This window comes from Candidatus Tectomicrobia bacterium (assembly GCA_016192135.1).
In the GTDB taxonomy this organism is placed as follows: domain Bacteria; phylum UBA8248; class UBA8248; order UBA8248; family UBA8248; genus 2-12-FULL-69-37.
The window spans coordinates 20,773-41,511 of record JACPUR010000014.1 but is presented as its reverse complement, the minus strand read 5'-3'; the positions used below and the strand labels follow the sequence as shown (position 1 = coordinate 41,511).

Genomic DNA, 20,739 nt, shown 5'->3' with positions numbered 1-20,739 from the left:
TCTCACTTCATGACGATCTCCCAGGCATAGACGATCTCGTCGTATCGCGGGCGGAATTCGATCCTCTTCTTCTGGAAGGCCACGACGTCGTTGACCTGGAACATGATCTTGTGGGTCGCCTTCGCCTTGATCATGTCCGTCACGCGCTCCCACCCGGCCTGCTGCGCCTCGGAGCCGGGGGTGCCCAAGGCCTTGTACATCGCGTCGTCCAGGTCCTTGAAGCAATGGCTCGACCATCCGCCCCCGCAGGCCGAGGTACTGATCATGGCGAGGCCGGGGTCTCCCGAGCTGTTCCCGAAGCCCATGTAGTACATGGCCGGGTCCTTCTTCGTGCCCTGCGCGTATGCCCGGTACTCCCTCGTGAAGAGCGCGAAGGTCATCGGCTTGCAGACCGCGTCGATCTTGATCTCCTTGAGCATCCCCGTCATCGCCTCGCAGGTCTGCTTGTCCGCCGGGAACCGTCCGACGGGGGAGAGCAAGGTGGCCTTGAAGCCGTCCGGGTAGGCGGACTTCCGCATGTACTCCTTCGCCTTCGCCGGGTCGTAGCCGTACCAGCTCTTGTCCGGGTTGTAGCCGGAGTAGTTCCACTGGTGGATCATCTGGCCGATGGGCACGGCCTGCCCGCGGAGCAGGGTCCGGATGATGCTGGCCGTGTCGATGGCGTGGTTGACCGCGAGGCGCACGTTGAGGTCCGTGAAGGGCCCGCCGTGACGGGTGTGGAACCCCAGGTACATGATCCGGACGGAAGGCACGGACTTCATCTCGACGTTGGGGTTGTCCTTGATCTCGTCCATGAACTGGGGGTGAATCTGGGTGATGAGGTCCACCTCGCCCACGGCCAGGGCCTTGACCCGCGTGGACGCCTCCTGGATCCGGCGGAGGACGACGGTCTTCGGCCGGTGGGGGAATCTGTCGTTGGCCCACCAGCCGGGGTTTGCCTCCAGAACCATCCGCTGCCCCTTCGTCCAGGACTGGAGGATGTAAGGCCCCGAACCGGCGGGCTCGCGGGCGAACCGGGCCTTGTCCCACCCCTTCGTTTTCGGCGACATGATGGCCGGACGGACGGTCATGCGGTTGAGGGTGCCGTTGTCGGGGACCTTGTTGTGCCAGATGAAGGTGTGGTCGTCGAGGATCTCGACCCGGTCGAACGCCTTGAAGGCCGGGGCCGAGCGGCTCTTGTTCGCCGGGTCCATGATGCGGCCGATGGAGTACTTCACCGCCTCGGAGGTGACGGGCGTGCCGTCGAAGAACTTCACGCCCTTGCGCAGCCAGAACTTGATAGCGGTAGGGCTGATCTGCTCCCACCTCTCGGCGAGCCAGGGCCCGACCTTCCCGGTGGCCGTATCGGCCGAGGTCAGGGTGTCGAAGGGATAGCGCCAGACCATCACGCCGATGGCGCTGGTGATGATGTGGGGGTCCATCGTGGGCACCTCGTCCGCCAAGGCGATGGTGACCTCTCCCTTGAACGCCTGGGTGGAGGGCGCGGCGAGGACCCCGGCGGCGAGAACGAGAGCGGCGAGAAACGATCGTCTCATGGTGTTCTCTCCCCATGAAAGAGCCGGCATCCCTTTCCACGTGTGTGGACGAAAGCGGGCCCCGACGGATGGATTCATAGCCGATGTGCCATCCAGGGTATTCCGACCGGAAAATATTGCAACCGCGGGAGCGCCGCCGCGCGATGAGCCGTCCGGAAAGGCGCCCGGCCCCGCGGCGGAGGCGCCGCGTGTTGACACCTCGCCGGAGAGTGATCGAGAGTCACCCGTTATTGGGATTCCTTTGTCTCAATTGCGAGTTGCCCGCCACGGCCGTCTAGGACCCGCCGCATGAGCGCGAATCACAGCCTGGCGCCCCTGTTCCATCCGGCATCGGTGGCCGTGGTGGGGGCCTCCTCGGATCTCCGGCGCCTGGGCGGCATCCCCATCCGCCTCATGCGGGAGCACGGCTTCCCGGGCGCCATCTACCCCATCAACCCCAACCGCGCGGAGATCGCGGGCCTGCGCTGCTACCCCGACGTCGCCTCGCTTCCCGAGGCCCCCGACCTCGCCCTCTTCGCCGCCCCGCGCGACGCCGTCCTTCCGGCGCTGCGCCAGTGCGCGGAGCGCGGGGTGAAGGCCGCCGCCGTCTTCACCTCGGGCTTCGGGGAGACGGGCCCCGGGGGCGCGGGCCTCCAGGAGGAGATGGCCGGCCTCTGCCGCGCCGCGGGGATGCGCCTGCTGGGCCCCAACTGCATGGGCGTCATCCACACCCGCTCGCGCCTCATGGCCACCTTCACCATCTCCATCCGGGAGGGCGAAACCCTCTCGCCCGGCCCCATCGCTCTCGTCACCCACAGCGGGGCGCTCGCCGCCTGCATGATCTCCGACCTCCACGACACGGGCGCCGGCCTGAGCGCCATGGTGAGCCTCGGCAACGAGGCCGACGTGGACTTCGCCGAGTGCGTGGACCACTTCGTGGACGACCCCGATACCCGCGTCATCTGCGGCTACCTCGAATCGGTGCGCGACGGGCAGGGCCTGCGCCGGGCGGCGGAGCGGGCCCTCGCGGCCGGGAAGCCCATCGTGCTGCTCAAGTCCGGGGCCACCGAGGCGGGCGCCCGCGCCGCCATGAGCCACACCGCCGCCCTCGCCACCCCGCACGGTGTCTTCACCGCCTTCGCCCGGCAGTGCGGCGTCACCCTCTGCCGCTCCTACCAGGAGCTCATGGAGACGGCTCACTTCCTCTCGCGCGCGCCGCGCGCCCCGCGGCCTTCGCCGGCGAAGGCCGGTGGAGGGAGAAGGCTCGGCGTCCTGAGCTTCTCGGGGGGCGGGGCCTCCCTGGTGGCGGACGCCGCGGTGGAGGAGGGCTTCTCCCTCCCCCCGCTCGCCGAGGCCACCCGCGCCCGCCTCCAGGCCGTCCTCCCGCGATACGCCGCCCTGCGGAACCCGGTGGACCTCGTCTCGGTCATGGTGAGCAAGCCCGGCCAGAGCCCCATCGCCGAGGCCGGCGCGGCGGTGCGGGACGATCCCTCGGTGGACGCCGCCGTCCTCGTGATGGGGGTGTACCACCACATGGCGGACCAGGTGGGCCGGGACTTCAAGCGCCTCTTCGAGGAGAGCGCCAAGCCCTTCGCCTGCTGCTGGATGGCGCCCCACCGGGCGGCGCTCCAGGCCGTGCGCAAGGCCGGGGTGCCCGTCTTCGAGGACTACGACCGGGCGGTGCGGGCGCTGGCCGCGCAGGCTGGCTTCGAGGAGGCCGCCGCGCGCGCGGCCAGGCCCGGGTCGGAGATCGACCTGTCGCGCCAGAAGGAGGCGCGGCGGCTGATCGGGAGCGCGCCCCGGAGCCCGGAGGGAATGCTTCCGCCCGCCGCCTGCCGCGCCCTGCTCGGCCTCTACGGCATCCCCCAGCCCGCCCAGGCCGAGGCCACCGACGCGGATGGGGCGGTCGCCGCCTGGCGGAAAATGGGCGGGCCGGTGGCCCTCAAGGCGATCTCCCAAGGCCTCGTCCACAAGACCGACGCCGGCGGCGTGGTCCTCGGCCTGGACGACGAGGGGAGCCTCCGGGAAGCGGCGGCGCGCCTCCTCGCCCTGGCCCCGGACGCGGGACTCCTCGTGCAGCGGATGGCGGAGGGCGGGGTGGAGCTCCTGGCCGGGCTCTCGCGCGACCCGGCCTTCGGCCTTTGCGTCACGGGGGGCATCGGGGGCATCTTCGTGGAGGTCTTCGGGGAGGCGGCCCGCCGGCTCCCCCCCTTCGGGGAGGAGGAGGCCTCGGCCATGCTGTGGGGGCTGCGCGGGGCCAAGTTGTTTGAGGGTGTGCGCGGGAGGCCGCCGGTGGATCTCCCCGCCGCGGCCCGCGTCCTGGCCCGGCTCTCCGAGATGGCGGCCGAGCTGGAGGGGGCGCTGGCCGAGCTGGACATCAACCCCCTCATCGTGACCCCAGGCGGCGCCCTGGCCGTGGACGCCCGCGTCCGGGCGGCGTAGCCGAGGAGAGTCCCCCATGCCGAACCGCATCACCCCCGGGATCGCGGCCCTCAAGGGGCGGACGCACGGCCCCTACCGGGTCGCCGTGGAGGCGGGGGCCATCCGCCGCTTCGCCGAGGCGATCGGGGACCCGAGCCCCGCCTACCGGGGGGAGAGCCCCATCGTGCCCCCCACCTTCCCGGCCACCTTCCGGCCCGAGGGGGACTACCCCGACGTGCCGGCGGACTTCGGCGACGTGGGGCTCCACGCCTCCCAGTCCTACGAGTTCGAGCGGCCGCTCCGGGCGGGGGACGTCCTGGACGTCTCGTTCACCGTCACGGACATCTACGAGAAGGGTGGCCGGAGCGGGGACCTGGTGTTCATCGAGCGGACCTACGAATTCACCGACGCGAGGACGGGGGCGAGGGCGGGCGGGGGCAAGTGGGTGTCGCTGCGGCGCTTCGACCCCTGACGCGCATCCGGCGCATGAGGAGACTGCCATCATGAAGATCGGGATCATCGGGACGGGCAAGGTCGGCGGGGCGGTGGGGAAGCGCTGGGCGGCCATGGGGCACGAGGTGGTGTTCGGCTCCCGCGACCCGGGCGCGGCGAAGGTCAAGGAACTGATGGGCGCCTCCGGAGGGAAGGCGAAGGCCGCGACCATCGCCCAGGCGGCCGCCCACGGCGAGGTGGTGGTGCTCGCCACCCCCTGGGCGGGGACGAAGGAGGCCCTCGCCGCGGCGGGGAGCCTCGCCGGGAAGGTCGTCATCGACTGCACCAATCCGCTGAAGCCCGACCTCTCGGGCCTCGCGGTCGGGCCGGACACCTCGGCCGCCGAGCAGGTGGCCTCCTGGGCGAAGGGGGCGAAGGTGGTGAAGGGGCTGAGCACCACCGGGTCGGCAAACATGGAGAACCCCCGCTACGGGGACCAGGACATCTCCATGTTCATCTGCGGAGAGGACGCCGGGGCCAAGAAGACGGTAGGCCGGCTCATGGAGGACCTGGGCTTCGAGGTGGTGGACTGCGGCCCCCTCGCGGCGGCCCGCCAGCTCGAGCACCTGGCGCTGCTCTGGGTGTGCCTGGCCTACCAGCTCGGCAACGGGGCCAACATCGCCGTCAAGCTGCTGCGGAGGTAGGGGGCGGTTCCTTTTTCCCGGATTCGCGCCCCCATCCGTAGGGGCAAGGCATGCCTCGCCCCCTGCTTCTCCGTCGGGTCGTAAACCCTCTCCCAAAGGGAGAGGGAGGGCGCGGATGCGCTGTGCCCCCGGATTTATCGTTGGACGCTGAACAACATTGGATTCCGCTGCCAGGAGGCACCCATGCGTTACATGGCGGGTGACGCCCTGCCCGAGCTGGCGAAGCCGCCCGTCGCACGCGTCCAGCTCGTGAGGTACGCGGGGGCGAGCGGGGATTTCAACCCCATCCACTTCGACGACGGGGCGGCGCGGGCGCGGGGCCTGCCCAGCGTCATCGCCCACGGGATGCTCTCCATGGGTTTCCTCGGCCAGTTCGTCGAGGCCGCCTTCGGCCCGGGGATGACGCGGAAGATCGAGGTGAACTTCCGGGGGATGGTGCGGCTCGGGGACAGCGTCACCTGCCGGGGGCGGGTGAAGGAAGTCCGCGAGGCGGGCGGGCGGGCGCTCGCCGTGTGCGAGATCGAGGCCATGAACCAGGAGGGGGCGGTCGTCACCGCCGGTAGCGCCGAGGCGTGGATGGAGTAGGGGGGTGGGCGGATGGGAACGTAGGGGCGCATGGCAATACGCCCCTGCGGAAACGCACCAAATTCTGTAGGGGCGAACCTCGTGTTCGCCCTCGGCGGTTTCGTCACCGGCGAAAATTTCCTGTAGGGGCAGGCCCCCGTGCCTGCCCCGTGTGAGGGGCGGCCACGGGGGGCCGCCCCTACGGAACCCGCGGCGCGTGGATGCCCTGTAGGGGCGCATGGCAATACGCCCCTGCGGACCGGCCGGCGCCGCGTCACGGAGGGCGATGACAAGCATCGCCCCTACGGACTGCCTGATCTGTAGGGGCGAACCTCGTGTTCGCCCGGGCTTTTTCGTCGAGTGTCTTCTTCGTCCATCTTCACGGGAGGTCCGATGCGTCTCAAGGGGAAAGCCGCGGTGGTGACGGGGGCGGCCCAGGGCATAGGCCGCGCGGTGGTGGTGGCCTTCGCCCGCGAGGGCGCCCGGGTGGTGGCGGTGGATCTGAACGAGGCGGGGGGGGAGGAGACCGCCCGGCTCGCGCGGGAGGCGGGCGGGGAGGCCCGGTTCCACCGGGCGGACGTGAGCAAGCTCTCCGAGGTCGAGGCCGTGCTCGACGCCTGCGAGAAGGCCTACGCCCCCGTGGACGTGATGGTGAACAACGCGGGTATCGTGCGCGCCGCCATGCTCCACAAGATGACCGAGCAGCAGTGGGACGAGGTGATCGCCGTTCACCTGAAGGGCACCTGGAACGGCCTCCACGCCGCCGCCAAGCGGATGATCCCGCTCAAGCGCGGGCGCATCATCAACGTCACCTCGGGGGCGGGGCTGCGCGGAACCATCGGGCAGATCAACTACTCCTCGGCCAAGATGGGCATCGTCGGGGCCACGAAGAGCGCGGCCCGCGAGCTCGGCCGCTACAACATCACCGTGAACTGCATCTCCCCCGCGGCCGTCACTCCCATGACCGAGACCATCCGCACCGACCCCCGCTTCGAGCAGAAGTACCTGGAGCGCATCGCGCTCGGCCGCTGGGGCACGCCCGAGGAGATGGCGGCGGGCTTCGTCTTCCTCGCCTCGGACGACGCGAGCTACGTCACCGGCCACGTCCTGCGGGTGGACGGCGGGATGGCGATATAGGGGCGAGGAAACAGCCCCACGATTCCAATCCGTAGGGGCGAGGCATGCCTCGCCCCTACAAAAGGGCATGACAACCCTTGCCGACGAGGCGGGAGACGCCGACATGACTTCCCCTGGCACCGCCGGCCTCCCCTTCCACCTGACCGAGCCGCAGGAGATGCTCCGCCGCGTGGTGCGGGAGCTGGCCGGGCGCCATATCGCCCCCCGCGCCGCCGAGATCGACGAGAGGGAGGAGTACCCCGAGGACGTCTTCCAGCTCCTCAAGGCCCAGGGCCTCCTCGGCCTCTACGTCCCGCCCGAGTACGGCGGGAGCGGGATGGGCATCCTCGGCACCTGCGTCGCGGTCGAGGAGATCGCCCGCGTCTGCTCGAACAGCCCCCTCTTCCTCTCGGTCCACCTCCTCGCCACCCGGCCCATCGCCGTGGCGGGAAGCGCCGCCCAGAAGGAGCGCTACCTGCGCGGGGTGGCCACCGGGGAGCTGCGCGGCTCCCTCGCCATGACCGAGCCCCACGCCGGCTCCGACGTGGCGAACATCCGCACCCGCGCCGCGCGCGACGGGGACTCCTTCGTCATCGACGGCCAGAAGGCCTTCTGCACCGGCTCGGCGCACGCCGACTTCATCGTGGTGGCCGCCAAGACCGACCCGGGCGCCGGGAGCCGGGGCATCTCCATGCTCATCGCGCCCAAGGGGACGCCGGGGCTCAGGGTCGGGCGCCGGGAGCGCAAGATGGGGATGCGGGGCATCCCCACCTGCGAGGTGCTCCTCGAGGGGTGCCGGGTCCCGGCGGAGAACCTGGTGGGGGAGGAGCACAACGGCTTCCGGGCCGCCATGCGGGGCTTCAACCAGGCCCGGCCCGTCATCGGGGCGCGGGGGGTGGGGCTCGCCCAGGGCTGCCTCGACTACGCCTCGAATTACGCGAAGGAGCGCGAGGCCTTCGGCCGGCCCATCGCGGAGCACCAGGCCATCCAGTTCATGCTGGCCGACATGTTCCTCGCGACCGAGGCGGCGCGGCTCCTCGTGCGCCGGGCGGCGGCCATGGTGGACGCGGGCCGGGACGGCCGGGAGTGCGTGCGCTACGTCTCGGCCGCCAAGTGCTACGCCTCGGACGCCGCCATGCGCGTCTCGGTGGACGCCATCCAGGTCCTGGGCGGCGCGGGCTACATGAAGGACCACCCCCTCGAGCGCTTCATGCGCGACGCCAAGCAGCTCCAGATCATCGAGGGCACCAACCAGATCCAGCGCTCCCTCATCGCAAGGGAGGTGCTGGGGTAGGAAAAGGAGCATACGGAAAAAAAGATGTCATTCTGAGCGACCGGAGGGAGCGAAGAATCTCGGTTGGATTCAAACCGAGATGCTTCGCTGCGCTCAGCACGACATCATTGCGCCCAATCTGATAGATGGCCCCCCCGCCCTTGCCGCATTCCCTCCCCGGCGGGATAATGGCCGCCTCGCGGCACGAAGCGCCACATGCCAACGGTGACGCCCGCCCGGGCAGGGGGCGGGCCCGCGCCTTTTTCCGACACAGGGGGGACGGGAGCGACATGAGCGGCGGATATCCGAAGAGCGAGATCCGGGACGGGATGCGGATCGACTGGGACGTTCCGATCCAGATGGACGACAAGGTGGTGCTCCGGGCCGACGTCTACCGGCCGATCAAGGGCGGCAAGTACCCCGTCATCATGACCTACGGCCCCTACGGCAAGTGGCTCCACTTCGAGGACCTCTACACCGACCAGTGGCGCCGGATGGCGGAGGAGCACCCGGACGTGCCCTCGGGCTCCACGAACAAGTACCAGAACTGGGAGGTGGTGGACCCCGAGAAGTGGGTGCCGGACGGCTACGCGGTGGTGCGGGTGGATTCGCGCGGGGCGGGCCGCTCGCCGGGGCTGCTGGACATCTGGTCGGCCCGCGAGGCGAAGGATTTCCACGACTGCATCGAGTGGGGCGCCAAGCAGCCCTGGAGCAGCGGGAAGGTGGGGCTCAACGGCATCTCCTACTACGCCATGAACCAGTGGCAGGTGGCGGCGCTCCAGCCCCCCCACCTCGCGGCCATCTGCATCTGGGAGGGCGCGGCGGACTACTACCGCGACCTGAGCCACCACGGCGGCATCCTGTGCACCTTCGGCCGCACCTGGTTCCCCTCCCAGGTCATCCGGGTCCAGCACGGCAAGGGCTCGCGCGGCTACCGCAGCCGCATGAACGGGGACTGGGTGGCCGGCCCGGCCGAGCTGACCGAGGAGCAGTTGGGCGCCAGCCGCCGGGACTTCTACCCGGACTGCGTGAGCAACCCCCTCGCCACGGACGGCTACTGGACCTCCCGCATGCCCGACTGGTCGAAGGTCCAGGTGCCCCTCCTCTCGGCCGGGAACTGGGGCGGCCAGGGCCTCCACCCGCGCGGGAACATTGAGGGCTTCGTGCGCTCGGCCTCCCGGCAGAAGTGGCTCGAGATGCACGGCATCGAGCACTGGACCCACTTCTACACCGACTACGGGGTCAGCCTTCAGAAGAAGTTCTTCGGCCACTTCCTGAAGGGCGAGAAGACGGGCTGGGACAAGCAGCCCAAGGTGGTGCTCCAGGTGCGCCACCCGGGCGAGAAGTTCGCCGAGCGCGCCGAGGGCGAGTGGCCCTTGAAGCGCACCAAGTGGACCAAGTTCTACCTCGACCCGGCCGGCGCGGCCCTGACCACCAAGGCGGGCGCCTCGGGGAAGGTGAGCTACGGCGGCCTGGGCGAGGGCGTGACCTTCCTGACGGCGCCCCTGAAGGAAGACACCGAGATCACCGGCCCCATCGCGGCCAAGCTCTTCGTCTCCTCCTCCACCCGGGACGCCGACCTCTTCCTCATCCTGCGGGCCTTCGACCCGAACATGAAGGAGATCACCTTCATGGGGGCGCTCGATCCCCACACCCCCATCGCCCAGGGCTGGCTCCGGGCCTCCCACCGCAAGCTCGACAAGGAGCTCTCGCTCCCCTGGCGGCCCTACCACACCCACGACGAGGTGCAGCCCCTCAAGCCCGGGCAGGTCTACGAGCTCGACGTCGAGGTGTGGGTCACCTCCATCGTGGTGCCGGCCGGCCACCGCATCGGCCTGACCGTGCGGGGGAAGGACTACGAGTGGCCGGGCGGGGGCGCCAAGGGGCTGGGGACGCTGGGCGAGGTCTTCACCGGGGTCGGGCCCTTCAAGCACGACGACCCCCAGGACCGCCCGCCCGAGGTCTTCGGAGGCAAGGTCACGATCCACGCCGGGAAGGGCCGGGCCAGCCACATCCTGCTGCCCGTCATCCCGGCCAAGCGGGGAAAGTAGGCGGGGGAACATTCGAACGCCGGAACCGCCCGGCCGGGGCGCAGCCCGTCGGAATTGTCCGTAGGGGCGAGGCATGCCTCGCCCCTACGGAAAAACGCGCCGCAGGGTGAGGGTCCAGAATAGACCGGGCACATGGGTGACAGGCGGTTTCCCCCTCGCCGGGGAGGGCAGGGCCATGACCGACCTCTACCGCCTCCCGGTGAGGGAGCTGACCGCCCTCTACCGGGCGGGCAAGGCCTCCCCCGTCGAGGCGGCGCGCGCGGCGCTGGATCGCATCCGGGCCTGGGACGGGGCGGTCAACGCCTTCTGCCTGGTGGACGAAGAGGGGGCGCTCGCCTCGGCCCGCGCCTCGGAAGAAAGGTGGCGGCGCGGGGAGCCCCTCGGGCCCCTGGACGGGGTGCCCGCCACCATCAAGGACCTGGTGCTCGCCCGGGGCTGGCCCACCCGGCGCGGGAGCAAGACGGCGGACGAGGCGCCGGCCGGGGAGGACGCGCCTCCCACCGCCCGCCTGCGCGAGGGCGGGGCCGTCCTCCTCGGGAAGACCACCACCCCCGAGCTCGGCTGGAAGGGGGTGACGGACTCCCCCCTCACCGGCGTCACCCGCAACCCCTGGGACACCCGCATGACCCCGGGCGGGAGCAGCGGGGGGGCCGCCGCGGCCTGCGCCCTGGGGATGGGGGCACTCCACCTCGGCACCGACGCCGGGGGCTCCATCCGCATCCCGGCGGGCTTCACCGGGGTCTTCGGCTTCAAGCCCAGCTTCGGTCGCGTCCCCACCCATCCCCCCAACCCCAACCACACCCTCGCCCACGCGGGCCCCATGACCCGCACCGTGGAGGACGCGGCGCTGATGCTCAACGCCCTCGCCCGGCCGGACGCGCGGGACTGGTTCGCCCTCCCCTATGAGGCGCGGGACTACCGCGAGGGCCTGGAGGATGGAGTCTCGGGGCTCAGGGTCGCCTTCAGCCCCTCGCTGGGCGGGGCGGAGGTGGACGCTGAGGTGGCTGAGAGAGTGGCCTCGGCCGCCTGGGCCTTCGAGGAATTGGGCGCCCGGGTCGAGGAGGCCGACCCGGGGCTGGGCGATGCCGAGCGCATCTTCTGGACCATCTACTTCGCCGCCGCGGCCACCCTCGTCGGGGGCATCCCCCGGGAGAAGCACGCCCTCATGGACCCCGGCCTCATCGAGGCGGCGCGCATGGGGTCCGGCATCCGCCTCGAGGACTACGTGCGGGCCTCGGTCCCCGAGCGCGCGGCCCTCGGGCGCAAGATGAAGCTCTTCCACCAGGGCTGGGACCTGCTCTTGACCCCCATGCTCCCCATCCCCGCCTTCGAGGCGGGCCGGGAGGCGCCCGGGGAGGGCGAGCCCGGCCGCTGGGTGAAGTGGACCCCCTTCACCTACCCCTTCAACCTCACCGGCCAGCCCGCCTGCTCCGTCCCCTGCGGCTTCACCTCGAAGGGCCTCCCCGCCGGGCTCCAGATCGTGGGCCCCATGCACCGGGACGCCCTCGTCCTGCGCGCCGCCCGCGCCTTCGAGCGCGCGAGGCCGTTCAAGATGCCCGAGGGGGCGAGGGAGGGGTAGGGGGAGAACCAAAAGTGTGACAGCCTTTCGGCCCTGCACCGGGGTCACTATCCCACTATGGTGAAATGAATTTCCCAATGAAGCCATCGAATGGGGAAATTTCATAGGTTTGCGCTGGCTTGGGCATGCCAATGGCCTTGAAAAGCCTTGCTGGTATATCTCCGGTGGCGAACAAATCCGGCTATGGGGCAAATGAAGAAATCAATCGTGAAGCTGAAGGCCCTTGAAACTAGGCCATCGCCACAATTGCTGGATGAAATAATACATACCTTCAAGGTCAAATCAGCCCAGAAGTGGTTCGTGGAAAATTTAATAGCGGCTAAGGATGGGAAGCCTGTTGTGATTCGGGATCCACTTGGAAGGGTTATTTTAATTCACGAGCGTAGGTTCGGACATCTCTTGGTTTCGGATGCAAAAGCCGGAGGCCATCAATTCAACATCCTTAAAATGAAGTGCCTCACGTTGTTAAAGCCTTCCCTGGAAAGGCCCATCGAAATTTACAGGGAAAGAGGAAAACGTCATTCTTTTATATACATAAGTCCGTGGAAGCCTTCGCCGGGAACAAGGTACATCGCAATTGCTGATCGGATTCACGGTTCGTTATCGCTAATGACCCACATTTTCATGGGTGACAAAAAAGTAGAAAAGAAATTAGAAGGAAAGAAATGTGTGAGTGGTGGCGAGTGTAAAGAAAGAAAAAAGGGAAGCGAGAGGATGAGGGTCGCTTCCCCGTATGAGAGGCATTGGCCACGGAACTGCCTTGGGACCCCATCTATCCCGTACAGTTCCTTCCCTGGCTAGCAGGGTGTCGAGAGATAGCCCTCTCGTTCATCCTCTGCGACGGGACGAACAAGTTCGGGCAACGTTCAATCCCTCTAGCTTCCCTCCGGAAGCGCGATCCTAATGGATCGCATGGCTGACAGTACGCGGATAACCGCGTGCCTCTCCACCTGTCAAAGATACTATATGCGTTGTGCAAAAAAACTTCCACTTGAAACTATAACCTACTGATTTTAAATACTTTGAAGGCCAGCCTTTTCTTTGTGCTTTCGATAATCTCCCCCCCTACCACCCCGCCGCGTACGATTCCCTTCTGGGGTCCGCCCCGCCCAGCAAGAATCCCGTCTTGGGGTCGCGGAGGATGCAGCAGACGCTCCCGGGGCGCCAGCCGAAGTCGGGCCACGTGTCGAGCTTGTAGCCCCGCTCCCGGAGCTCCGCCCCGGCCTCGCGCTCGATGCTCTGCTCCACCACGGCCCGGCCCGGCTTGTACTCGTGGGGCCAGAAGGAGTTGGGGAAGTTGAAGGTGGCGCCGCGGGGGGCCTCGACCGCCATCTGGGGGGCCATCCCGAACTCGGCGATGTTGAGGAAGACCTGGGCCATGGCCTGGGGCTGCACGTCCCCGCCCGGGGTGCCGAGGGTCATGTAGAACTCTCCGTCTTTCAGGACGAGGGCCGGGGCGGGGGTGAGGCGGGGGCGCTTCCAGGGCTGGACCGAGCTCGGGTGCGCCTCGTCCAGCCAGCTCTGGGAGCCCCGCCCCGAGACCGAGGCCCCCACGCCCGGGAAGATGGGCACGTCCCCGCTCCCGTCCGAGGGGGTGGCGGCGAAGGCGTTGCCCTCGGCGTCCACGGCGGTGCAGAAGGAGGTGTCCTGCTCGAAGGCGCCCGCCCCCGCCGTCTCTTTTAAGTTGAAGTCAGCGGCCCGCCGCCCGTTCCCCTTCTGGCCCTTCTGGAAGGCCCAGGGGTCCCCCGCCGGGGGCATCCCCCCGAAGGCCTCCGCCCGCTCCATGAGCTTCGCCCGCTCGGCGGCGTAGCCCTTGGAGAGGAGGCCCTCCGCCGGCACCTCCACGAACTCGGGGTCCCCGAGGAAGGCGTGGCGGTCGGCGAAGGTGAGGTCGAAGGCGGAGAAGAGCGCGTGGAGGCTGGCCGGGCGGTTGTGGCCCAGCGCCCGGAGGTCCACCCGCTCCAGGAGGTTGAGTGCCTGGGGGAGTGTGAGCCCCTGGCACCAGGGGCCGCAGGCGTGGATTTCGTGCCCCTTGTAGGACGAGACCACGGGCGGCTCCTCCCCCACGTGGAACCCGGCCAGGTCCTCCAGCGTCATGGCGCCCCCGTTCTTCTGGATGAAGTCCACGATGCGGCGCGCCGTCTCCCCCTTGTAGATCTCGTCCCGGGCGGCGCGGACCCCGGCCGGGCGCGAGGAGGCCTTCGCCTCCGCCCGCGCCATGCGCTCGTAGGTCCCGGCCAGGTCGCGGTGCAGGACGGGCGCCCCCACCGGCACGAGATCGCCGTCCGGGAAGTAGACGGGGCGGTTCTCCGGGAAGCGGTGATAATTCTCCCGCGCCCCGGCGATGTGCTCGTGCATGAAGTGGTGCATGGGGAAGCCCCGGCCCGCCAGCTCGATGGCGTCCGCCGCCACGTCCGCGAAGCGCATGGTCCCGTATTTTTCCAGCGCCGTGAGCCAGGCGTCCGCCGCCGCGGGCACCAAGCAGCGGGCGACGCCGGGCGGGATCTCGCCCCCCCACTTCTCCCGGAACCATTGGATGGAAACCGCCCGGGGCCAGCGCCCCAGGCCGCTGATGGTCACGACGCGGCGCTCCTTCGCCAGGTAGAGGATGATGGGGGCCACCCCCAGGAAGGAGATCATGTCGGTCAGCAGCACGCTCATGCACAGCCCCGCCGCCACACCCGCGTCCACGGCGTTGCCGCCCCGGTCGAGGACCCTGAGCCCGGCCTGGGTGGCGAGATGGTGGCCCGAGGCCACCATGGCGCGGCGGCCCGCGACCTGGGGCCTGTGGCAGATGTACTCGCGTCCGTCGGGCAGGCGGTGGCGGAAGGCCATGCGGGCGTCCTCAAGCGCGGGGGATGACGGGGGCCCGGGGGCATTCTGGCACAGAGCGGGGGAGGGGGCGAGGGGGGCCTAGCCAGAATAGGTTTGCGCAAACCTGTCGAAATCCGAATGTGTGCCTATGAAAATCCAATAGTACACATCCTCGTTGTTTTCCTTGGTGACGCGGGCCACCGCACGGTATCTTCTTCCCGTTATTTCCACCTCAATATACGTTCCCAGATGTTTGAGCTGTTCAATCGGTTTGCGATCCAGCCGGCTGTCGAAGGGATTTTCTGTGAAGATTTTAAATTTTTCTGAGGCGGCCTTCTGAATTCTTGCGGGCAACCTGTCCAGGAATGCTTTATATCTGCGCGAGCGGATTGAGCGCATCAATCTTCCAAGACGTGTCCCGCCTTGGCGTCTTCCTCCGCTTGTCGGATGATTTTCTGGAACGCCTCGGATGTGTAATCCCAGTTCATCTGATGAATCAGTTCCGCGTGCCTTTTCTTCAGCTCCTCCAAGCCTGCGACCTTTTGCCCCCTTTTGGAAATTTCTTCGGCCGTTCGGATTAGTTCCTTCTCGTTCTGGCAGACCAGCGCGATAACGCCGTCCATTTCACCTTTCATTTCGAGCCATTGGTCTTTCGGGTACTCATTGACGGCACCATGGACGTCTTCTTCCAGTTCCAGCGCCATCCGATGCGCGACGAGCGCCTTCGCGATTCCATTTTGAACGCGCCAAGCCACTTGGCGCACGCCATGTCCGGCTTCCAATCCTTCCCTGTATTGCTCGGCAAGCCTGCTGATGCCTTCACCCTCCAGGTGCAAGAGGCTCGCAAGGCCGGGCAACATATAAGCTTGCAATGTCACGGCTACCCTCCGGGTGTCCGGCAGCAGGGGCCTCTTTCAGGCGCATCGTTCGCTCGCCTCAAATTCAAATAATACCCGGAACCGACTCGCTTCACCACCCCTCGAAAAAAATCCCCCGGTGCATGAAGGTGCGCGAAATTGGCGCGATTTGCGGTAACGGGCCTTCCCCGCCCGCGCCCTAGATTGCTCCCGGAGCGGGCCATCGCGCCCGCGAGAGGAGGAGGGCCATGGTCAGCCGGGACATCATCGAGACGATTCACCGGGCGGCGCGGGAGGCCGACGCCGAGGAGGCCCGCCGCAAGCGGAGGGCGACGAAGGTGGAGCGCAGCCGGGCGGCGCAGGCGGTGGACGAATGCCTCCTGAAAGGGGGGTCGCTGCGGGAGGCGTCTACGATATTTCACGATATTACAGGCGAAAAAATCAGCCTGGGCGCGATGAGCCACCACTACGGCGCCCTCCAGGCCCGGGCCCGGCACGCCCGCGCGCTGGAGCTCCTGGCCCGGGAGCTGGCCGGGCGGGCGGGGGAGGGGGGCCTCGGGACGCTCGCCCTCCAGATGCTCCAGGCCCAGGCGCTCGAGGCGGCGGCCGAGCTGGACGACCTGGCCTTCGAGGACCTCCCGGCCGAGCGGCTCTGCCGGGTGGCGGCCGCGCTGGCCCGGGCGGCCGCCCAGCAGGAGAGCCTCCGCCTCCGGCGGGAGAACATGGAGGCCCGGGCCCGGAGCCGGGCCCTGGGCGAGCTCGAGGCCGCCCTCAAGCGGCGCCCCGGGCTCTGGGCCCAGGTCCAGGAAGCGCTGGGGGAGGAGGAGGAGACGGCATCCGGTCCCTCCCCGGAAGGCGGGGCAGGCCCGGCGGATCGGGGCGCGGCGGATTGTGCTTGTCATTCCGAGGGCCGGAGGCCCGAGGAATCTGCTTCGGATTCCGCTTCATGCGTAAAAGCAGATTCCTCGCCCGCCCGGAATGACGGCGGGAGAACGGGCGCCCCGGAAGACGCGGGAGCGGATTCGGCACCCGTCCCTGCGGAGGGAACGGGCGGCGGCGCGGCGGCCGGCCCTCCGGCGGAGCCTGACCCCCCCACCCCCCCCTTGCACAAGGGGGGGCAAGGGGGGGTGGCTTCGGAATCCTCGTCCGGGCCGGTCACTTCGGGGGCAGGGAAGAGGCGAAGTCCTCGGCGAGCGCCAGCCAGCGCCTGAGGGCGGCGGCGCGGCAGCCGGAAGGGGCGACCGCGACGATGCCCGTCATGGGCCTGCCCGTGAAGTCGAAGGGCCGGGCGTGGGGCGAGCGCAGCGCCCGGGCCGCCCGCCCGGGCCCCACCCGCAGGATGAGGTCGTCCTTCAGCACCCCGCAGCACATGTGGCCCCGGAGCATGAAGGTCAGGCCCCCGAACATCTTCTTCTCCTCGATGCCCCTGCGCCCCGCGAGCGCCCGGCGGACGCGCGCGGCCAGCTTCTCGTCATAGGCCATGTGGACACCTCCGTGCGGAAACCCGCCGCCGATCTCCTTCACCGTCTTGGGCAGGGGCGTATTGCCATACGCCCCTACGGAAACCGGGGCCGTGTACGTCCGCAGGGGCGACCGGCCATGGCCGCCCGGGGCAGGCGTCGAATTTGGGGCCCCCGCGCGACGTGTCGCGCGGGGCGGAGGGGCCTGCCCCTACGGAGCGGGAACACCCCCTGCTCAGCCCAGCAGCTCCGCCAGGCGGTCGAGGGTGCCCGTCCAGCCGCCCTCGTGATCGTTCCGCATCTTCTCCTCGGGGAACCGCTCGTGGATGAGGACGAGCTCGGTCCGGCCGCCCAGGTCCCGGAACTCGGCCGTCACCAGGGTCTCGGGGTAGTCCCAGCCGGGCTTCTCCCACTGGAAGGTGTAGACCAGCCGCTCGGGCGGGAGGACCTCCTGGAAGACCCCGTTCAGGTGAAAAATTTCCCCCTCGGGCGGGCGCATGGCGATTCGGTAGCGGCCGCCCGGCCGGAGGTCCATCTCGATGCTGGGGGCGGTGAAGCCCTTGGGCCCCCACCAGTGCTTTATCTGCTCCGGGTCGGTCCAGGCGCGCCAGACCCGCTCGCGGGGGGCGTTGAAGACGCGGGTGAGGCGCAGGGTGTGGAGGGGCTGGGTCTGGGGGATGGACATGGGGCCTCCTTTTTTTTCGAGTCTCTCACGCCTTGGCGGCGAAGCGCGCGGCGGGGGCCGTGCCGGGCCGGTGGGCCCACCCGATGATCAGGCCCGCCAGGGTGAACTGGATCAGGAGATAGGCCGTCTCGATGGCCACGAAGGTCGGGATCGGGGAGATGGGGTTCTTCGCCGCCGCCGCGAGGACGTGGCAGCTCCAGAAGAAGGCCCCCATCGCCAGGCTGAAGCGGAGCCCCTCCCGGTAGGGGTCCCCGCCCCGCGCGAAGCGCGGGAAGAGCCCGCCCAGCGCCGCCCCCTGCACCACCATGGAGAGGAGGCCCAGGGCGAAGATCGGCTCCTTGCGCCCCACGTAGCCGAGCGCGTCGTAGACGCCCTTGAACAGCACCAGGTGCCAGAGGACGGCGAGGACGAAGGTGACCGCGACGTAGCCCAGCGCGATGGTGAGGAAGCGGCGATCGATCATGCGGAGACTCCTTTCCCGTGGAAGGCTCAGCCCAGGTATTCCGCCAGGCAATCGAGGGTGCTCGCCCAGCCCCCCCCGTGCAGATCGCGGGTTTCGGCGCGGGGGAACCGCTCGTGCGTGAGGATCAGCTCCGTGGCGCCGCCCCGCTCGTGAAATTCAACCGTGACCAGCGTTTCCCCCAAGCCGCCGAGGTCGAGGTGGAATTTCTCCCAATTCCAGGTGTAGACGAGCCGCTCCGGCGGCCGGACCTCCCGGAAGGTCCCGCTCAGGCGGATCTCCTCGCCTTCCGGGCCCTTCATGGTGATCCGGTAGCCGCCTCCCGCCCGGAGGTCCACCTCCGCGCTGGGGGTGGACCACCCGTCCGGCCCGTACCACTCCTTCAGCGCCTCGGGGTCGGTCCAGGCGCGGAAGACCCTCTCGCGCGGCGCCTCGAAGGTGCGGACGAGGCGCAGGGTGTGGAGGGCGCGGGCCGGGAGAGCGGGCACGATCAAGCTCCTCCTCTGGGGGTCGGCGTCATGTCCGGCCCGAGGTCATCCGCCCAGGTATTCCGCCAGGCAGCCGAGGGTGCTCGCCCAGCCCTGGCTGTGCTGGTCGCGCGTGCCCTCGTCCGGGAAGCGCTCGTGGACGAGGGTGAGCTCGGTGGAGGCGCCCCGCGCGTGAAACTCGACGGTGACGAGGCTCTCCTCCGCGGCCGCGTCCCAGTGCCCCCAGCGCCAGGTGTAGACAAGGCGGGCGGGGGGCTCGACCTCCCGGTACTCGCCGAGGACGGTGTAGACCTCGCCCTTCTCCCTCTCCCGGACGGTGATGCGGTAGCGGCCCCCCGGGCGCGGGTCGCTCTGGGCCTCGATGCAGTCGAAGTCGGCGGGTCCCCACCAGCGCTTCAGCGCCTCCGGGTCGGTCCAGGCGCGGAAGACTTTTTCGCGCGGCGCCTCGAAGGTCCGCGTGAGCCGGAGGTGGATGCCGGCCGGGGAGGCGGGCATGGGCGTTCTCCTTCGGGCGGGCGGCGGCCCGGGCTTCGCCCCCGGGCGGGACGCTCTCCTCTACGCTCCGTACCGGTCGTGGTGACGCACCCACTCCATGGTGAAAGAAAAGCCCTCCTCGTCCCGGCCCATCGGCGCCAGGTCGAGGAAGTTGTACGCGCCGATGAGCATGTCGAGCCCGCGCGCGTAGGCGGAATAGGTATGGAAGACGGCGCCGGCCGGGTCCTTATAGAACGCGCTCAGCCCGGGGAGTTCCTCGCTGCCGTGCGCGGTCGAGACCGCGTAGTTGTAGTTCACCTGGTCCTTCGCCACATCTTCTTTCGCGAACGACACGCCGTAGTCGAAGTTGAAGTCGCTGCCGAGGGATGAAACCCACTCGAAGCGCCAGCCCATGCGTTTCTTGAACCTCTCGATCTTGGCCAGGGGGGCGCGGGAGGCCGCCAGCAGGCGCACGCCGCGGTGCGGGAGGTGCCGGTTGGCGCCGTCGATATGATCGGACAGGAACGAGCAGCTGCGGCAGCCCTCCTCCCAGTCCGGCCCGAACATGAAGTGGTAGATCATGATCTGGCTCTTGCCCCCGAAGAGATCGGCCAGGGATTTCTTCCCATCCGGCGCGTCGAAGATGTAATTCTTGTCCACCCTGACCCAGGGCAGCTCGCGCCTCCGCCGGCTCAATTCGTCGCGCCGGCGGGTCAAATCCTTCTCCTTGTCCAGGAGCGCCCTGCGCGCTTCGAGCCACGCCTCCCGCGACACGGCCCTGTGCGCCGCCGTCTCGATCGTTTTCATGGATTGTCTCCTTCTTCCTTATCCGCGCCTCCGCCGGCGCTTTCCCCCGGCGGGCGGCGAGGGGGCGGAGGGCGGCTTGGGCTCAAATGGGGGCTCCGGCGCATGAGGCTCCTCCGCCGTCTCCTCCAGGTAGCGGGCGAGGGCGTCGAACTGCGCCTCCCAGAAGCGGCGGTAGCGGGCGATCCACGCCTCCGCCTCGCGCAGGGGCGAGGCCTCCAGGCGCAGGCGGTGGACCCGGCCCTCCCGGCTGCGCCCCACGAGCCCCGCCCGCTCGAGCACCCGCAGGTGCTTCGAGACGGCCGGGAGCGACATGCGGAAGGGGGCGGCGAGCGCGGTGACGCTGGCCTCCCCCTGGGCGAGGCGGGCGAGGATGGCCCGCCGGGTGGGGTCGGCCAGGGCGGCGAAGGTGCGGTCGAGGGCGGGGGGCATGGGCTCTCCTGCGATCGGTCAGAACCCGAGCCAGCCGTGGCCCTTGAAGTGGCCCCGGAGGTAGCAGATCTGGCCGGCGTGGTGGGAGTAGTCGAGGAGCAGGACGGCCATGAAGTCCCCCGCCGTCTGGACGGCCGGGTTGGGCGGGCTCTCCAGCTTCCGGTCGAAGGCCTCGGGGGGGACGGAGGGCAGGAGGGCGAGGGTGTTCTTCCGCACCGCCTGGGCGTAGTCGAGGAGATCCTGTTTCTTGGCCCGGAAGGCCCGCACCTGCTCCATGGTGTGCCCGAAGCCGCTGTCGTTGGTGCCGGCCGGGAGGGGAATGCGCTTCTCCCATCCGTCCCCGGCCCAGACCTGGGGCTTGCCGGCGAGCTGGGCGATGAGGCCGTCCTCGGTGCGGGTCATGTGCCAGAGGAGCCAGCCGGTGGGGTTGGAGTCCTTGCCGGGCTGCTTGAGGAGGTCCTCGTCGGTGAGGCCGTCGAGGGCCTTGCTCACGAGGGCCTGGCTGTTCAGCTCAAGGGTCTTGGCGATGAGGTCCGCGGCGTTCATGGGCGCGTCTCCTGTCTCAAGGGGGGGGCCGATGATATTTAACCACTTGGTTAATAATAAGGCGG

The 20,739-nt window shown here is 69.2% G+C and carries 22 protein-coding genes; 10 read left to right on the top strand and 12 right to left on the bottom strand.

The window, feature by feature from the left end:
- Positions 1–2 precede the first annotated feature (2 nt).
- Positions 3–1,535 carry a hypothetical protein gene (locus HYZ11_05540; protein ID MBI3127047.1) on the bottom strand — a complete coding sequence of 511 codons (1,533 nt, stop codon included), beginning with the start codon at positions 1,533–1,535 and terminating at the stop codon, positions 3–5.
- 288 nt (positions 1,536–1,823) lie between these two features.
- Between HYZ11_05540 and HYZ11_05535 the strand changes: the two genes are divergently transcribed.
- The 9 genes from HYZ11_05535 to HYZ11_05495 all read left to right on the top strand — a co-directional run bounded on the left by HYZ11_05535 (position 1,824) and on the right by HYZ11_05495 (position 12,455).
- Positions 1,824–3,956 (top strand): acetate--CoA ligase family protein, encoded by a 2,133-nt coding sequence (locus HYZ11_05535; protein ID MBI3127046.1) that lies wholly within the window; start codon positions 1,824–1,826, stop codon positions 3,954–3,956.
- Between the two features lie 16 nt (positions 3,957–3,972).
- Positions 3,973–4,407, top strand: a complete 435-nt coding sequence (locus tag HYZ11_05530; GenBank protein ID MBI3127045.1) for a MaoC family dehydratase N-terminal domain-containing protein — start codon at positions 3,973–3,975, stop codon at positions 4,405–4,407.
- 31 nt (positions 4,408–4,438) lie between these two features.
- The gene (locus tag HYZ11_05525) at positions 4,439–5,071 is read left to right on the top strand and encodes an NAD(P)-binding domain-containing protein (protein ID MBI3127044.1); all 633 of its coding nucleotides are present in this window, start codon (positions 4,439–4,441) and stop codon (positions 5,069–5,071) included.
- 183 nt (positions 5,072–5,254) lie between these two features.
- Positions 5,255–5,656, top strand: a complete 402-nt coding sequence (locus HYZ11_05520) for a MaoC family dehydratase N-terminal domain-containing protein (GenBank protein MBI3127043.1) — start codon at positions 5,255–5,257, stop codon at positions 5,654–5,656.
- 372 nt (positions 5,657–6,028) lie between these two features.
- Positions 6,029–6,772, top strand: coding sequence for an SDR family oxidoreductase (locus tag HYZ11_05515; GenBank protein ID MBI3127042.1), 744 nt, complete (start codon positions 6,029–6,031; stop codon positions 6,770–6,772).
- 103 nt (positions 6,773–6,875) lie between these two features.
- Positions 6,876–8,045 carry an acyl-CoA dehydrogenase family protein gene (locus HYZ11_05510; protein ID MBI3127041.1) on the top strand — a complete coding sequence of 390 codons (1,170 nt, stop codon included), beginning with the start codon at positions 6,876–6,878 and terminating at the stop codon, positions 8,043–8,045.
- A 308-nt stretch (positions 8,046–8,353) separates the two neighbouring features.
- Positions 8,354–10,075, top strand: a complete 1,722-nt coding sequence (locus tag HYZ11_05505; GenBank protein MBI3127040.1) for a CocE/NonD family hydrolase — start codon at positions 8,354–8,356, stop codon at positions 10,073–10,075.
- 175 nt (positions 10,076–10,250) lie between these two features.
- On the top strand, positions 10,251–11,654 hold the full coding sequence (locus HYZ11_05500; protein MBI3127039.1) for an amidase: 1,404 nt from the start codon (positions 10,251–10,253) through the stop codon (positions 11,652–11,654).
- Between the two features lie 207 nt (positions 11,655–11,861).
- Complete coding sequence (locus HYZ11_05495) at positions 11,862–12,455, top strand: hypothetical protein (GenBank protein ID MBI3127038.1); 594 nt, start codon at positions 11,862–11,864, stop codon at positions 12,453–12,455.
- Between the two features lie 264 nt (positions 12,456–12,719).
- Here HYZ11_05495 and HYZ11_05490 read toward each other — a convergent pair whose 3' ends face one another.
- The 3 genes from HYZ11_05490 to HYZ11_05480 all read right to left on the bottom strand — a co-directional run bounded on the left by HYZ11_05490 (position 12,720) and on the right by HYZ11_05480 (position 15,346).
- Positions 12,720–14,489, bottom strand: a complete 1,770-nt coding sequence (locus HYZ11_05490) for a gamma-glutamyltransferase (GenBank protein MBI3127037.1) — start codon at positions 14,487–14,489, stop codon at positions 12,720–12,722.
- A gap of 78 nt (positions 14,490–14,567) precedes the next feature.
- A complete protein-coding gene (locus tag HYZ11_05485; protein MBI3127036.1) occupies positions 14,568–14,867 on the bottom strand; it encodes a hypothetical protein in 300 nt (99 codons plus the stop codon).
- Positions 14,867–15,346 carry a hypothetical protein gene (locus tag HYZ11_05480; GenBank protein MBI3127035.1) on the bottom strand — a complete coding sequence of 160 codons (480 nt, stop codon included), beginning with the start codon at positions 15,344–15,346 and terminating at the stop codon, positions 14,867–14,869. Before HYZ11_05480 ends, HYZ11_05485 begins: the two co-directional genes overlap by 1 nt.
- 227 nt (positions 15,347–15,573) lie before the next feature.
- On the opposite strand from HYZ11_05480, the gene HYZ11_05475 reads away from it, so the two are divergent.
- On the top strand, positions 15,574–16,536 hold the full coding sequence (locus tag HYZ11_05475) for a hypothetical protein (GenBank protein ID MBI3127034.1): 963 nt from the start codon (positions 15,574–15,576) through the stop codon (positions 16,534–16,536).
- On the opposite strand, the gene HYZ11_05470 is transcribed toward HYZ11_05475, so the two are convergent.
- The 8 genes from HYZ11_05470 to HYZ11_05435 form a co-directional block, all read right to left on the bottom strand.
- Positions 16,481–16,807: a TfoX/Sxy family protein gene (locus HYZ11_05470; protein MBI3127033.1), complete on the bottom strand. Its 327-nt coding sequence runs from the start codon at positions 16,805–16,807 to the stop codon at positions 16,481–16,483. The two genes, HYZ11_05475 and HYZ11_05470, sit on opposite strands and share 56 nt — an antisense overlap.
- Before the next feature lie 213 nt (positions 16,808–17,020).
- Positions 17,021–17,470 carry an SRPBCC domain-containing protein gene (locus HYZ11_05465; GenBank protein MBI3127032.1) on the bottom strand — a complete coding sequence of 150 codons (450 nt, stop codon included), beginning with the start codon at positions 17,468–17,470 and terminating at the stop codon, positions 17,021–17,023.
- Between the two features lie 25 nt (positions 17,471–17,495).
- Positions 17,496–17,933 carry a hypothetical protein gene (locus HYZ11_05460; protein ID MBI3127031.1) on the bottom strand — a complete coding sequence of 146 codons (438 nt, stop codon included), beginning with the start codon at positions 17,931–17,933 and terminating at the stop codon, positions 17,496–17,498.
- 26 nt (positions 17,934–17,959) lie between these two features.
- A complete protein-coding gene (locus tag HYZ11_05455) occupies positions 17,960–18,418 on the bottom strand; it encodes an SRPBCC domain-containing protein (protein MBI3127030.1) in 459 nt (152 codons plus the stop codon).
- 45 nt (positions 18,419–18,463) lie between these two features.
- Positions 18,464–18,913 (bottom strand): SRPBCC domain-containing protein, encoded by a 450-nt coding sequence (locus HYZ11_05450; GenBank protein MBI3127029.1) that lies wholly within the window; start codon positions 18,911–18,913, stop codon positions 18,464–18,466.
- Positions 18,914–18,973: 60 nt separating this feature from the next.
- Complete coding sequence (locus HYZ11_05445) at positions 18,974–19,699, bottom strand: thioredoxin family protein (GenBank protein ID MBI3127028.1); 726 nt, start codon at positions 19,697–19,699, stop codon at positions 18,974–18,976.
- Between the two features lie 18 nt (positions 19,700–19,717).
- Positions 19,718–20,128: a winged helix-turn-helix transcriptional regulator gene (locus HYZ11_05440; GenBank protein ID MBI3127027.1), complete on the bottom strand. Its 411-nt coding sequence runs from the start codon at positions 20,126–20,128 to the stop codon at positions 19,718–19,720.
- A gap of 18 nt (positions 20,129–20,146) precedes the next feature.
- Positions 20,147–20,674 (bottom strand): DinB family protein, encoded by a 528-nt coding sequence (locus HYZ11_05435; protein MBI3127026.1) that lies wholly within the window; start codon positions 20,672–20,674, stop codon positions 20,147–20,149.
- Positions 20,675–20,739: the final 65 nt, after the last annotated feature.